Source organism: Mycobacterium syngnathidarum, assembly GCF_001942625.1.
Lineage (GTDB): Bacteria > Actinomycetota > Actinomycetes > Mycobacteriales > Mycobacteriaceae > Mycobacterium > Mycobacterium syngnathidarum.
The window spans coordinates 284,957-297,439 of record NZ_MLCL01000089.1; the positions used below are offsets into that span (position 1 = coordinate 284,957).

14 protein-coding genes are annotated in these 12,483 nt (G+C 66.5%); 5 read left to right on the forward strand and 9 right to left on the reverse strand.

All coding sequences use genetic code 11. The features are described 5' to 3' along the window. Position 1: 1 nt before the first annotated feature. On the reverse strand, positions 2 to 97 hold the full coding sequence (gene mftA / locus BKG60_RS27320; protein ID WP_019344466.1) for a mycofactocin precursor MftA: 96 nt from the start codon (positions 95 to 97) through the stop codon (positions 2 to 4). 93 nt (positions 98 to 190) lie between these two features. Here mftA and mftR point away from each other — a divergent pair, with 93 nt between their 5' ends. Next, positions 191 to 796, forward strand: coding sequence for a mycofactocin system transcriptional regulator (gene mftR / locus BKG60_RS27325; protein ID WP_070944299.1), 606 nt, complete (start codon positions 191 to 193; stop codon positions 794 to 796). On the opposite strand, the gene BKG60_RS27330 is transcribed toward mftR, so the two are convergent. Further along, on the reverse strand, positions 782 to 1,555 hold the full coding sequence (locus BKG60_RS27330; RefSeq protein WP_070944300.1) for a phytanoyl-CoA dioxygenase family protein: 774 nt from the start codon (positions 1,553 to 1,555) through the stop codon (positions 782 to 784). The genes mftR and BKG60_RS27330 overlap by 15 nt on opposite strands. A gap of 61 nt (positions 1,556 to 1,616) precedes the next feature. Between BKG60_RS27330 and BKG60_RS27335 the strand changes: the two genes are divergently transcribed. Both BKG60_RS27335 and BKG60_RS27340 read left to right on the forward strand, forming a co-directional pair. Beyond that, positions 1,617 to 2,132, forward strand: a complete 516-nt coding sequence (locus BKG60_RS27335) for an RNA polymerase sigma factor (RefSeq protein WP_070944301.1) — start codon at positions 1,617 to 1,619, stop codon at positions 2,130 to 2,132. After that, positions 2,129 to 3,409: a VOC family protein gene (locus BKG60_RS27340; RefSeq protein ID WP_120765045.1), complete on the forward strand. Its 1,281-nt coding sequence runs from the start codon at positions 2,129 to 2,131 to the stop codon at positions 3,407 to 3,409. Before BKG60_RS27335 ends, BKG60_RS27340 begins: the two co-directional genes overlap by 4 nt. A gap of 9 nt (positions 3,410 to 3,418) precedes the next feature. Here BKG60_RS27340 and BKG60_RS27345 read toward each other — a convergent pair whose 3' ends face one another. Together BKG60_RS27345 and BKG60_RS27350 are read right to left on the reverse strand one after the other, a co-directional pair. Beyond that, on the reverse strand, positions 3,419 to 4,606 hold the full coding sequence (locus tag BKG60_RS27345; RefSeq protein ID WP_070944302.1) for an NAD(P)/FAD-dependent oxidoreductase: 1,188 nt from the start codon (positions 4,604 to 4,606) through the stop codon (positions 3,419 to 3,421). Positions 4,607 to 4,673: 67 nt separating this feature from the next. Continuing rightward, complete coding sequence (locus BKG60_RS27350; RefSeq protein ID WP_070944303.1) at positions 4,674 to 5,120, reverse strand: Rv2324 family transcriptional regulator; 447 nt, start codon at positions 5,118 to 5,120, stop codon at positions 4,674 to 4,676. A gap of 113 nt (positions 5,121 to 5,233) precedes the next feature. Here BKG60_RS27350 and ddaH point away from each other — a divergent pair, with 113 nt between their 5' ends. Further along, positions 5,234 to 6,079, forward strand: coding sequence for a dimethylargininase (ddaH, locus tag BKG60_RS27355; RefSeq protein ID WP_120765046.1), 846 nt, complete (start codon positions 5,234 to 5,236; stop codon positions 6,077 to 6,079). Further along, the gene (rocD, locus tag BKG60_RS27360; protein WP_070944305.1) at positions 6,076 to 7,326 is read left to right on the forward strand and encodes an ornithine--oxo-acid transaminase; all 1,251 of its coding nucleotides are present in this window, start codon (positions 6,076 to 6,078) and stop codon (positions 7,324 to 7,326) included. The genes ddaH and rocD overlap by 4 nt, the downstream gene beginning before the upstream one ends. 33 nt (positions 7,327 to 7,359) lie before the next feature. On the opposite strand, the gene BKG60_RS27365 is transcribed toward rocD, so the two are convergent. The 5 genes from BKG60_RS27365 to tuf all read right to left on the reverse strand — a co-directional run bounded on the left by BKG60_RS27365 (position 7,360) and on the right by tuf (position 12,443). Beyond that, entirely contained in the window at positions 7,360 to 8,214 is an 855-nt protein-coding gene (locus BKG60_RS27365; protein ID WP_070944306.1) for a mycofactocin-coupled SDR family oxidoreductase, read from the reverse strand. Between the two features lie 135 nt (positions 8,215 to 8,349). Continuing rightward, a complete protein-coding gene (locus BKG60_RS27370; RefSeq protein ID WP_075910224.1) occupies positions 8,350 to 9,189 on the reverse strand; it encodes an SHOCT domain-containing protein in 840 nt (279 codons plus the stop codon). Positions 9,190 to 9,246: 57 nt separating this feature from the next. After that, on the reverse strand, positions 9,247 to 10,086 hold the full coding sequence (locus BKG60_RS27375) for a cutinase family protein (RefSeq protein WP_070944308.1): 840 nt from the start codon (positions 10,084 to 10,086) through the stop codon (positions 9,247 to 9,249). Positions 10,087 to 10,171: 85 nt separating this feature from the next. Next, positions 10,172 to 11,044, reverse strand: a complete 873-nt coding sequence (locus BKG60_RS27380; protein ID WP_131823368.1) for a hypothetical protein — start codon at positions 11,042 to 11,044, stop codon at positions 10,172 to 10,174. A 208-nt stretch (positions 11,045 to 11,252) separates the two neighbouring features. Further along, positions 11,253 to 12,443 (reverse strand): elongation factor Tu, encoded by a 1,191-nt coding sequence (tuf, locus tag BKG60_RS27385; protein ID WP_070944310.1) that lies wholly within the window; start codon positions 12,441 to 12,443, stop codon positions 11,253 to 11,255. Positions 12,444 to 12,483: the final 40 nt, after the last annotated feature.

A 12,483-nucleotide genomic window follows, 5' to 3' on the forward strand; every position in this document is an offset into this window, starting at 1 on the left:
GTCAGTAAACCCCGCACATACCGTCGATCGAGACCTCTTCGACGAGCGTCTCGGTGACGAGCTGGGTTTCGGTTTCAACCTGCGGGTTCTGATCCATGAATCGCACCTTTCCTGCAACTGTGGGTCTCGACAATTGTGACCTGAGTCGCAAGAATATGGCATCGAGTGCACAAATGGAAGGGCGGATTTCATGCGGCAGGCATCCGGGCCCCGTGTCGGTCGGCGTCCGTCCACCACACAGGACCACATCACCGACGTGGCGCTGGCCCTGTTCGCCAGCCGGGGCTTCGACGAAGTCAGTGTCGACGACGTGGCCAAGGCCGCCGGAATCGCGCGGCGCACACTGTTCCGCTACTACGCCTCGAAGAACGCCATCCCCTGGGGCGACTTCGACGCCCACCTGCAACACCTGCGTGAGCTGCTCGGTTCCCTGAGCACCGAGATCCCGTTGGCCGAGGCGCTGCGCACGGCCCTGCTGTCGTTCAACACGTACGACGACCAGGAGATGGCACAGCACCGCCGGCGCATGCGGGTGATCCTGGAAACCGCTGGACTGCAGGCATATTCGATGACCATGTACGCCGGTTGGCGCGAGGTCATCGCCGCTTACGTGGCACAGCGGATCGGCGCGGCACCCGGCGATCTGATGCCCCAGACCGCGGGCTGGCTGATGTTGGGCGTCGCGCTGTCCGCGTATGAGCACTGGCTCGCCGATGAGTCGGTCGCCCTGGCAGACGCGATCGCCGAGGCCTTCGAGGTGGCACGGCCGGGGCTGGAGGCGCTAACCCCGCGGTAGCCCGTCCCACACGCTCGCCAGCGCCGACGGTCCCGCCGGACCGAGATTCTCGGCGAGCACCACCGGCCCCTGCGCCATGAAACGCGGTGTGCTGCCGCGATGTACGTCGGCCGCATGCGCTGTGAAGGGATGCACCACATACATGTCACCCGGGCGGCCGGTGGCATGGGCCACCGGCCGGTCTCGGCTGGCCTCGTCCACCAGGGCGCCGGCCTCGATGAAGTCGAGGGGCTCGGGCCCGAGCACCCCGGCGACGTCGCGGTGTGAACCCACCCGGAGTCGCGTCGGCGCGTCGTCGGGCCCGACCGCCGACAGCAAGGTCAGCACCAGAACGGTGTGCGGGCGGCCGCTGACCGCCCACTGGCCTCCGGGCAGCGGGGTGTTGGCATCGATGTGCCACCCTCGGTCATCAGCGGGCGGATCGACGGGAAACCGGACCGGGATGTTGCCCAGCGAACCCCGCGGCTGCCATGCCCCCGTGCCGCAGAGCTGGTCCAGGGCCTCGCCGAGCCGAACACTGCGCGCCAGCTGGCCGAACGGGCCGGCGCCGGTCAGATCGGCGGCCCACATCACCGGTTTCGTCCACGATGCCGGGTCCTGCGGGGACAACCCGATTTGCCGCCACAGCAGATCCCTGGCCGCATCGGCGATTTCGGGTGGAACGGCCTGCTCGATCTTGACGAAACCGTCCCGCTTGAATGCGTCGACGTCCACCACACCGACCACCTTGACGCAATCCGCCCGCGGCGTGCCAATCATTTTCCGCGAAATTCTTCGCACAACCCGTCGGAGTTCGGCTCCCCACGGCGACGATAGAGGTGTGAGCGCCGAAACTGACGCTCCGCGGGTACTGCTGAGGTGCTACGACGAGGCCCTGCCAGTGGTGTACGGCTACTTCGTACGACGCTGTGGTGACCGCGGAACTGCCGAGGATCTGACGTCGGAGACGTTCCTGGCCGCGATGGACGCGGCCCGCAGACCGTCGCCGCCGCCGATCTCGGTGCCCTGGCTGATCGGGGTCGCCAGACACAAGCTGGCCGACCACTACCGCCGGCGGCATGACCGCTTCACCATGCCCGTGGCCGAGCTGCCCGAACCGGTGGATCCGGCCGACAATTGGGATACCGAACTGGATCGCATTGTGGCCGAATCAGTTCTGGCCCGGCTGCCCGAACACCATCGCACCGTCCTGGTTCTGCGCTACCTCGACGACTGTTCGGTGCCCGAATGTGCCGAGCTGATCGGCCGCACGGTGCACGCCACCGAAGCCCTGCTGGTGCGAGCCCGCCGCGCCTTCAGAGCCCAGTACCCGACACCGGAGGGAGGGACGTCGTGATCAACAGCCACGATCCGCTGGCCGTGCTGACCGGCGGAGACCACCCGGTCACCCCCGATCCGGCATTCGCCGCCCGGCTGCGCGCTCGGCTGGAATCGGCCCTCACCCTGCCCGCCCACGCAGAAGGAGTTGACATGAGCGGAACCGACACTGCCATCGCAGAATTGAACCAACCCACGACCGTTTCAGAGCGCCCGCGGTCCGCGGTCATTGCCTATCTAGCCGTGTCCGGCGCACGCGAGGCCATTGCGTGGTACACCGACGCCTTCGGTGCGTCCCTGGTCGGACAGGCATACGAGATGGACGACGGCCGCATCGGACACGCAGAGCTTCAGATCGGCGACGGCGTGCTGTACCTGGCCGACGAGTACCCCGAACTTGGCCTCAAAGCCCCTGCTCCACAGGCGAATTCGGTGAGCCTGATGCTGCATGTGCCCGATACCGACGCCACGCTCCAACGGGCACGAGAGATCGGTGCCGTCGTGCAACGGGAGTCCTACGAGAACTACGGCTCCCGCGCCGCCACGATCATCGATCCGTTCGGCCACCGCTGGATGCTGTCCGGGCCGGTGACCGGCGCATCCGTCACCATTCAGCACGGCGATGTCGGCTACGTCTCGGTCTGGGTTCCCGACGCCGACCGGGCCGCGGCCTTCTACGGCCACGTGCTGGGCTGGACCTATGACCCGACCACCCGGCAGGTGACCAACACCAAGCAGCCCGTCGGCATCTTCGGTGTGGCCGGTCCGGCGACCCTGTTCTGCTGCTACGCGGTGACTGATCTGGACGGCGCCCGTCAGGCCATCTTGGCCGGCGGCGGCCAACCCGGCCAGACCCAGGAATTCGACTTCGGCACCGTCCTGGATGCCACCGATCCGGCCGGCACCCGGTTCGCGGTGTTCGCCCCCACCCCGGGGACACCGAGGCCGGACCTCAATGGTGCTGGGCCAGGCGAGCTTTCGTACATCACCTACGAGGTGACCGACTCGACCGCGTTCAAGGCGTTCTACAGCCGGGTGTTGTTCTGGACGTTCGAACCCGGCCGGATCAACGATGGTTGGGGTGTGCAGGGCAGCCAGCCGATGTCGGGCGTGGCCGGGGGCGCCGCGCAAGCCGTGACCGTGCCGATGTGGACGGTCGCCGATATCGACGACGCGGTCAACCGAGTGGTCGAGGCCGGAGGCACCGTCCTGCAGCAGCCGTCACGGCAGGACTACGGGTTGATGGCCGAGTGCACCGACGACCAGGGCGGCCGGTTCTACCTCGGCCAGTTCTAGAGCGGGCGATCAGCCCAGGACGTCGGCGATGGGGGCGCCTGCGGCGATCTTGCCGCGAGCCTTCATCACCTTGCCCGGCATACCGCCGCCGACCACACCGACCACTACACCGTCGCGCTCGTAGAAGGCCAGGAACTTGCGTCCGTCGTCCTCCACCACGTGCACGACATCGTCGGCCTCAGGTTCGCCCAGACACTGGATCTTGACGTCGTACTGATCGCTCCAGAAGTACGGCACCGAGACCACGGGCGAGGTCTGCTGGCCCAGGATCGCCGGCACCATGGCCCGGGCCTGATCGGCCACGTTGCTCCAATGCTCAACGCGCGCTTGGCCACCCACGTGATCGCGCCACGACGCGACATCACCGATGGCCCACACGCCCGCGGCGCTGGACCGGCCGACCTCATCGCACACCACGCCGTTGTCCAGCTCGATCCCGCTGCCTTCGAGCCACTCCACCGCCGGATGCGAACCGATACCGACCACCACCAGGTCCGCGTCGAGCTCGGTGCCGTCGCCCAGCACGACCTGCTCGACCTTGTCGGCGCCACGCACCTCGCTCACTCCCACACCGCAGCGCACGTCGACGCCTTCGGCCTGGTGCAGCCGGGTCACCAACGCCCCGATCTGCTCACCGAGAACCGAGGCCAACGGCGTCGGCTGCGGCTCCACCAGAACCACCTCGACGCCAAGCTTGCGCAGGCTCGCGGCCACCTCGCAGCCGATGAAGCCCGCGCCGACCACAACGGCCCGCCGAGCGTTGCCGGCGTGCTCGCGCAGTGCCATGCTCTCGTCGTAGTTCCGCAGCACGTGAATGCCCGCCAGATCACCGAAGGACCGAATACGCTTCGGCACCAGTCCGGTGGCGATGATGAGCTCGTCATAGGCCACGTCGCTGCCATCGGCGAGCTTCAAGGTCTTGGCGGCGGTATCCACCGATCGCGCGGCGGAGCCGAGCCGCAACGTGATGTTGTTCTCGGCATAGAACTCGGCCGGCTTGAGCGTCACGTCGTCCGTCTCGGCGCGCAGCACTTCCTTGGAAAGAGGCGGCCGGTCATAGGGCAGATGGTCCTCGTCGCTGACGATGGTGATGGGCCCGGCGTACTCCGAGCGGCGCAGCTGTTCGGCCGTCCGGGCCGCAGCCAAGCCGCCGCCGACGATGACGATGCCCGCTGCTGATCCCGCTGAAGTAGTCACGTGGGGTTTTTACACGATCGAGGTCAAACGTTGTAGGGCACCCTACGTTTGCGCAGGCCGACGCGCCTCACGGCCGCCCCCGGTCGATGACATTGCTGAGCACCACGATGCTCTCGCTGCGCTCGATCCGTGCCGTTGACCGGATGCGCTCAAGGGCCTCCTCGAGGTGTCGCATGTCCCGGGCGAGCACGTGCAGGATGGCATCGGCGGTGCCCGTCACCGTCGCCGCGCTGACCACCTCCGGGATGTCGATCCAGGCCGCGCGCAACTGGTCTGGCGCGATGGTGCCCTGGCAGAACACCTGCACATAGGCCTCCGTGCTCCAGCCGAGCACGTTGCGGTCGACCACGGTGGTGAAACCCCGGATCACCCCGTCGGCGATCATGCGGTCCACCCGCCGCTTGACCGCGGGTGCCGACAGATTCACCCGCACCCCGATCTCGGCGAATGTCGCCCGGGCGTGCTCGGTGAGCTCGGCCAGAATCCGCTCATCGGTGTCGTCCAGACGCTCCACAGCACCCTCCACGCAACAAACTGTTGCCCTATCGAAAATTGTGCAATGTATCTTTAGGCATCATGCAACAAACGGCGATTGATTGTGTAGTGAGCGCCTCATATCGTCGATTCATGACCATCTTCGAGGAAGTCATGCAAGAGGCTGCGCCCGGACCCCGGACCGCGACCACCCGCCACTACGCCATGACCTCCCCGGAGTACTTCGCCGTCGAATACGCCATCAACCCGTGGATGGACACCGCCACACCCGTGGACCCCTCGCGCGCACTGGCCCAGTGGGACACGCTGCGGCGGGTGTACGCCGACCTGGGACACACCGTCGACCTGATAGCCCCACGAACCGGACTGCCCGACATGGTCTACGCCGCCAACGGTGGCTTCCTGGTCGGAGACAGCGCCGTGGTGGCGCGATTCGCCTACCCGCAGCGCGCAGCCGAGGCCGGCGCCTACGCCGATTGGATGGCCGCGGCCGGTTACTGTCCGGTCCGCACCGAACACGTCAACGAAGGCCAGGGCGACCTGCTGCTGGTCGGGTCAAAGCTATTGGCCGGATACGGTTTTCGCACCGACCTGCGCGCCCACGGTGAGATCGCGGCCATCACGGGCCTGGAGGTCACCAGCCTGGAACTCGTCGACCCGCGCTTCTATCACCTCGACACGGCATTGGCTGTGCTCGACGATTCCACGATCGCCTACTATCCCCCGGCGTTCAGCGACGCCGGCCGAAAGCAATTGGCCGACCTGTTCGGCGACGCCATCGAAGTGGGCTCGGCCGACGCATACGTCCTCGGCCTCAACGTGGTTTCCGACGGCCGCCACGTCGTGATGCCCGCAGCCGCCACCGGATTCGCCGCACAACTGCGCCGAGCCGGATTCGAGCCGATCGGTGTCGACATGTCCGAACTCCTCAAAGGCGGCGGATCCGTCAAATGCTGCACCCTGGAGCTACATCCATGACCATCCTGGACGGTGTGGACAACCAGGCCACCCCGGATTCGACGACCACCCAGGCGATCGCGCTCGACAATCGCCATGTCGCCCACAACTACTCGCCGCTGCCAGTGGTTGCCCACAGCGCCGAGGGAGCCTGGATCACCGATGTGACCGGCCGCCGCTACCTCGATTGCCTCGCCGCATACTCGGCGGTGAACTTCGGCCACCGCAACCCCGAGATCATCGCCGCGGCGCACACCCAACTGGACCGGCTGACCCTGGTGAGCCGCGCCTTCCACTCTGACCGCCTGGGTCCGTTCGCCGAAGCGTTGGCCGGATTGTGCGGCAAGGACATGGTGCTGCCGATGAACAGCGGCGCCGAAGCGGTGGAGAGCGGCATCAAAGTGGCCCGCAAATGGGCCACCGACGTCAAAGGCGTGATAGCCGACAGCTCGAATATCGTCGTAGCGCACAACAACTTCCACGGGCGCACCACAACGATCATCAGCTTCTCCGACGACGAAACCGCGCGCCGCGGCTTCGGCCCGTACACACCGGGATTCCGCTCGGTCCCCTTCGGCGACCACCGAGCGGTCGACGAGGCGATCGACAACAACACCGCCGCCGTGCTCATCGAGCCCATCCAAGGCGAGGCCGGCATCATCGTCCCGCCCGCCGACTTTCTACCCCGCGTCCGCGAGACCTGTACCCGCAACAACGTGCTGATGATCGCCGATGAGATCCAGTCCGGCCTGGCCCGCACCGGACGCACCTTCGCCTGCGAACACTGGGATGTGGTACCCGACGTGTATCTGCTCGGCAAGGCCCTGGGCGGTGGCGTGGTACCGCTGTCCGCGGTGGTGGCCGACCGCGACATCCTCGGCGTTCTGCATCCCGGCGAACATGGATCCACCTTCGGCGGTAACCCACTGGCCGCGACCATCGGCACCACGGTCGTCGACATGCTGCGCCGTGGCGAATTCCAGCTCCGCTCAACTGAACTCGGAGCCCACCTACACCAGCGCCTCACCGAACTGATCGGGCACGGAGTCATCGCGGTACGCGGTATGGGCCTGTGGGCAGGGGTGGACATCGACCCAGACCTGGGCACCGGCAAGCAATTTGGCCTGGCGTTGGCCGAACGCGGCGTGCTGGTCAAAGACACCCACGGCTCGACCCTGCGGTTCGCCCCGCCCCTGGTGGTGACCGCCGACGAACTCGACTGGGCCGTCGACCAATTCGCCGACACCCTGGTGCACGCGCGCCGGTAGGCCGGTCCTGCCGGGCTGACCGGCGCGGAGAAATCAGTACTTGAGCACGCCCCGGTCGACGGCGATCTGGCTGCCCGACAAGGTTGCCGAGTTGTCACTGGCCAAGAAGGCCACGACGTCGGCGACCTCTTCCGGAGCCATGAACGCCGCAAGTCCCTCGTTCTTGCCGTCGGTCACCTTGTGGTACGGCATCGGCGCGAAGCTGTGCAGGTAGCTCGGATACTTCGCGAAGATCTCGGCCATCGCCTCCGGCTCGATCATCGGGGTGTCGATCGAGTAGGGGTGGATCGAGTTGACCCGAATCCCGAACTCCCCCACCTCAAGCGCCAGCGTGTTGGTCAACGCCACCAGGCCGTGCTTGGAGGCCGCGTAATGCCCGTTGCCCGGCGTGGCCTTGAGCCCGGCCGAAGAGCTGACGATGATGACCGACCCGCCGTTGCCGGCCTCGATCATGGCGGGCACCGCGGCCCGGATGGTCCGCCAGGTGCCGTTGAGGTTGACGTCTACGACCGTGTCGAACTGTTCGGGCGAAAGCTCGAACAGCCGGCCCCAACTGAGCACTCCGGCGTTGGCCACCACGATGTCGAGCCGGCCGAACTGCTCGACACCGTCGGCCACCACCTGCTGTTGGGCGGCCAGATCACGGATGTCGACCTCACGGGCCAGCACCTTGCGGCCCGCGGCCTCCACGGCGGCGACGGTCTCGGCAAGTTCCTCCGACGTGGCGGCCGGATAGGTGATGGTGTCGTCGACCGACCGGCACACGTCGATCGCGATGATGTCGGCACCTTCGTTGGCCAATCGCACCGCATGCGCGCGTCCCTGGCCGCGTGCAGCGCCGGTGACGAATGCCACCCGGCCTTCCAGAGTTCCGTTACCTGCCGACATCCCGGGGTCCTTTCAGTGAGCCTGGCCACAGGCTAACAGCAGAAGTAGAACGTGTTCCTGCCCCGTACCGATGAATGGAATGCCAGATGATGCGCCAGCTCACGCGGTGCCCGATCCGGTTCGTCCAACGCCAGATCAGAGATCGGCGATGATCTGCTGTCGTTTGGCCGCGTACTCGTCTTCGCTGATGGCACCGGTCGCACGCAGGGTTTCCAGTTCCTGAAGGCGTTGGGCGGTCGACGGCGCGGGCGGTGCGAGGAACGGTGCCGGAGGCGCGGCCGGTTCCGGGGCGGCGACCGACGGCGCGGGCTGCTGTGCGGCCGTGCGCCGCACCACGGCCTGAACCTCTTCGCGGGCCACCCGATTGGCCCGCAGGTCGACCATGCTGTTGATGGCGATGCCGTGCGTCTTCAGGATCTGCAGGATCTCCATCAGCGGGCCGGATTGGCCGGTGAGGTCGTAGGTCCTGTTCTCCTCGGCGATCGTGAACGTCGCCGGCATCAGGCCACTGACCAGACTGCTTCTCTCCCAATCGATCCGGTATTCGTTGGTGGCCGGGTCGACCAAGACGACCAACTTGCGGTTGGTGATCATGGGCAACCGCGACACCGAGGCCAGCACGCGGTCCTGACTGGCGAACGGCGCAATGCCGGGTCCAGAGATCTGCAGATCCAACTTCACCAGCGGCTGCTCGTTGATGCGAGTGTTGGTCTCGTGAATTCCGGTGACCTGGGCCAGGGCCAGTACCCCGACCTGTTCGAGCTTCTCGTTCTGCGCGGCCGACTTCGACCCGGCAGCGGTGAGGCCCAACGCAATCAGAACGTCGATCGCGGTGACCAACAGCCCGGTCCAGAACATCCATTTCATCATCGGATCACCGCCGGCGACGAAGTAGATGACCAGGAATATCGGACCGACGATGCCGCACAACAGTACGAAGGCCTGAATGCGTACGTACCGCCAGAATGTGGACATCACGGGCTCCTGTCGTCGTCTCAAGCGCCATCAGATTAGCGCCCGAGACCCTGCGGATCAGGAGTGAACGACTCCATCGGTCGCGACTGCCGTCGGCACCGTCTGCTGCTGCATCGGGGCAGGACCCAACATCCGGTACAGCGGCCAGGTCCACCGGTATCCCCCGCTGCTCGAGCGGGCGTAGCTGGTGTGCACGGCGATGGCGGTGGCCGTCACCTCTTCGGCGTCCTCGTCGTAGTCGCAGACCGCGTCACCGCGGTCGCACACGCTGATGGTGCGGCTGCCGATCGTGGCAGTCAGCGGTGCCGGGGCGTGGGCCAGGATCGGCCAATCCTGCGCGACGCCCTTGCCGGCTCCGGGCACCGCGGTCGCGGTGCCCAGGTTGACGGTGGGGTCGGCGGGCAACCGGTCACCGTCGGCCACCAACAATGCAGCGGCCAGATTCGGGCTACCCGACAACCCGGCCAGATTGCGGTGCACCACCATCGCTCCCTGCGAGTAGCCGGCCAGGATCACCTGGCTGGACGGGCACCGCTGGGTGAACGCCGCGTACTGGTTGCCCAGGGCTGCCACACCGGTGTCGACGCTGCTCATGAAGCCGCCCCAGCCCAGCAAGTCCCCGTCTGCCGGTACCGGCGCCGCCGGATAGGCCACGGCCTCGGCCGACATGGTGCGGCCGTCCTGCTGCACCCACTGCGACAGGTCACGCAACGAGTTGTAGACGACGCGGCCCATGCCCGCGTCGACCGTCGGATCGTCACGCTCGCCGGAGCCGGCGACACCGATCCAGTGCAAGTCAGGACATCCAGGGCTCGCCGCTGCCGGGCCCGCCAGGCCTATCAGCGCCGCACTGGCGACCGCACCGGCACCTACCAGTGCAACTATCCGTCGAAACATCAGCGGACCCCCAAACCCTTTGGCCTACGTGGGGTGCATCGCCTCACACACCACATCTGTTACATCCGGGTCGTGAGGTGAGGGATCAGAACGGCAGGCCGACCGCCCGGGTAATACTCGGCAGCTTGGTGAGCGGGTTGTCGAGCGAAGGAGGCGGTGGCAGCGCGGGTGGCGGCGGAGGCGGTGGCAACTTGGAGAAGTCGAACGCCGGTGGGGGCGGCAACTTGGAGAAATCGAACGCCGGCGGCGGCGGCAACTTCGTGAAATCGAACGCCGGCGGCGGCGGAAGGGCAGGCATGCCCGCACCCGCGACGGCCGGGCCCAGCATCAGCGCGGTCAAACCATCCGGGGAGGGCAAGCCGCCGTTCTCGTTGCCGTAGTTGGCAACTGTGATGACAGCACTCAGGAAATCCAGTGCTCCGCCGCCGATGCCGCTCACCCCGCCGGAAACCGAAGAAGCGATGGTGCCCGCGGTGTTCTGCGCGTTGGTGTCGATCAGCGCCGACCACGGAGGCTGCATCGCGGCGGTGTCGAATTGCGGCCAGGAGATGCTGGGCACCTCTGCCGGCGCCTCGGGCAACGATGGCAAGACCGGTTCCGAACGGCTCACGATGTTGGAACTCCGGCTCGTTCCGCCGGGGGCCGGCAGCAACGAAGTGGTGCGACTCTGCGGTTTCGGAGAGGGCGTCACGGAAGGGAGCACGTCCGGGATCACCGACGGTGACGGTGCGGGGTGGGCGGCCACTTGCTGCGCGTGCTCGACAGGTGCTGCCGCGACGGCGACGGGCCTTTCGGTCTCGGCCGCCGGCTTCTCTGGTTCGTCCCCGACCACCCACACCAGGGCGCCGACCGCGACAACCGCGACCGTGGTCGAGACGCCTGCGACGATGCGTGACGGACTCAACTGAGTACGGATCCGGTCGGCGAGCGGCACCGACGCGGAGATCGGTTCTGTCACATCAACGTCCATCTCTAGCTCGCCCCGTAACGATCGTGGTCGGAGACCGTTGCATTTTCAACGACGTCGCCACAGCCAAACTATCACCCGACCGCGCGACATGCGCGGGTCCGTGTTCCGGCACGCAAAAACCCCCGAAATCTGCGGGATTTCGGGGGTTTTCGCGTGCTAGGTCAGATCATCACCGAAGTGATCCAGTAGGCGGAACCTACTTGATGATCTTGGTAACCCGGCCGGCGCCGACGGTACGGCCGCCCTCGCGGATCGCGAAGCGCAGGCCCTCGTCCATGGCGACGGGCTGGATCAGCTTGACCGAGATGTCGGTGTTGTCACCGGGCATCACCATCTCGGTGCCCTCGGGCAGGGTAACCACGCCGGTCACGTCCGTGGTACGGAAGTAGAACTGCGGGCGGTAGTTGTTGAAGAACGGCGTGTGGCGGCCGCCCTCGTCCTTGGACAGGATGTAGACGCTGCCCTCGAACTCGGTGTGCGGGGTGGTGGTGCCGGGCTTGACCACAACCTGGCCACGCTCGACGTCCTCGCGCTTGATGCCACGAACCAGCAGACCGACGTTGTCGCCGGCCTGGCCCTGGTCGAGCAGCTTGCGGAACATTTCCACACCGGTGACGGTGGTCTTGGTCGTGGTCGGGCGGATGCCGACGATCTCGACCTCTTCGTTGACGTTGATCACGCCACGCTCGACGCGACCGGTCACCACGGTGCCACGACCGGTGATGGTGAAGACGTCCTCGACGGGCATCAGGAACGGCTTGTCGGTCTCGCGAACCGGATCCGGGATCGACTCGTCGACGGCCTCCATGAGGTCCTCAACCGACTTGACCCACTTCGGGTCGCCCTCCAGCGCCTTCAGCGCGGAGACGCGGATGACCGGGGCGTCCTCGTCGAACTCCTGGGCGGCCAGCAGTTCGCGGACCTCCATCTCGACGAGCTCGAGGAGCTCCTCGTCGTCGACCATGTCCGACTTGTTCAGCGCCACGAGGATGTAGGGCACACCCACCTGGCGGCCCAGCAGCACGTGCTCGCGGGTCTGCGGCATCGGGCCGTCGGTCGCGGCGACCACCAGGATCGCGCCGTCCATCTGGGCGGCACCGGTGATCATGTTCTTGATGTAGTCGGCGTGGCCGGGGGCGTCCACGTGTGCGTAGTGGCGCTTCTCGGTCTGGTACTCAACATGCGAGATGTTGATCGTGATACCGCGCTGACGCTCCTCAGGCGCGTTGTCGATCTGGTCGAATGCGCGCGACTCGTTCAACTCGGGGTACTTGTCGTGCAGAACCTTGGTGATTGCTGCGGTGAGCGTGGTCTTGCCGTGGTCAACGTGACCGATGGTCCCGATGTTGACGTGCGGCTTCGTCCGCTCGAACTTCGCCTTCGCCACTGTGGTGTCCTCCTGGACTTGTTGGTGCTTTTACTTAAAG

Bases quoted from the DNA above. Each gene is read 5' to 3' on its own strand.
- rocD (WP_070944305.1), top strand. From the start codon at position 6,076: ATGACCATCCTGGACGGTGTGGACAACCAGGCCACCCCGGATTCGACG.
- mftR (WP_070944299.1), top strand. From the start codon at position 191: ATGCGGCAGGCATCCGGGCCCCGTGTCGGTCGGCGTCCGTCCACCACA.
- BKG60_RS27330 (WP_070944300.1), bottom strand. From the start codon at position 1,555: ATGATTGGCACGCCGCGGGCGGATTGCGTCAAGGTGGTCGGTGTGGTG.
- ddaH (WP_120765046.1), top strand. From the start codon at position 5,234: ATGACCATCTTCGAGGAAGTCATGCAAGAGGCTGCGCCCGGACCCCGG.
- BKG60_RS27375 (WP_070944308.1), bottom strand. From the start codon at position 10,086: ATGTTTCGACGGATAGTTGCACTGGTAGGTGCCGGTGCGGTCGCCAGT.
- BKG60_RS27370 (WP_075910224.1), bottom strand. From the start codon at position 9,189: ATGTCCACATTCTGGCGGTACGTACGCATTCAGGCCTTCGTACTGTTG.
- BKG60_RS27365 (WP_070944306.1), bottom strand. From the start codon at position 8,214: ATGTCGGCAGGTAACGGAACTCTGGAAGGCCGGGTGGCATTCGTCACC.
- mftA (WP_019344466.1), bottom strand. From the start codon at position 97: ATGGATCAGAACCCGCAGGTTGAAACCGAAACCCAGCTCGTCACCGAG.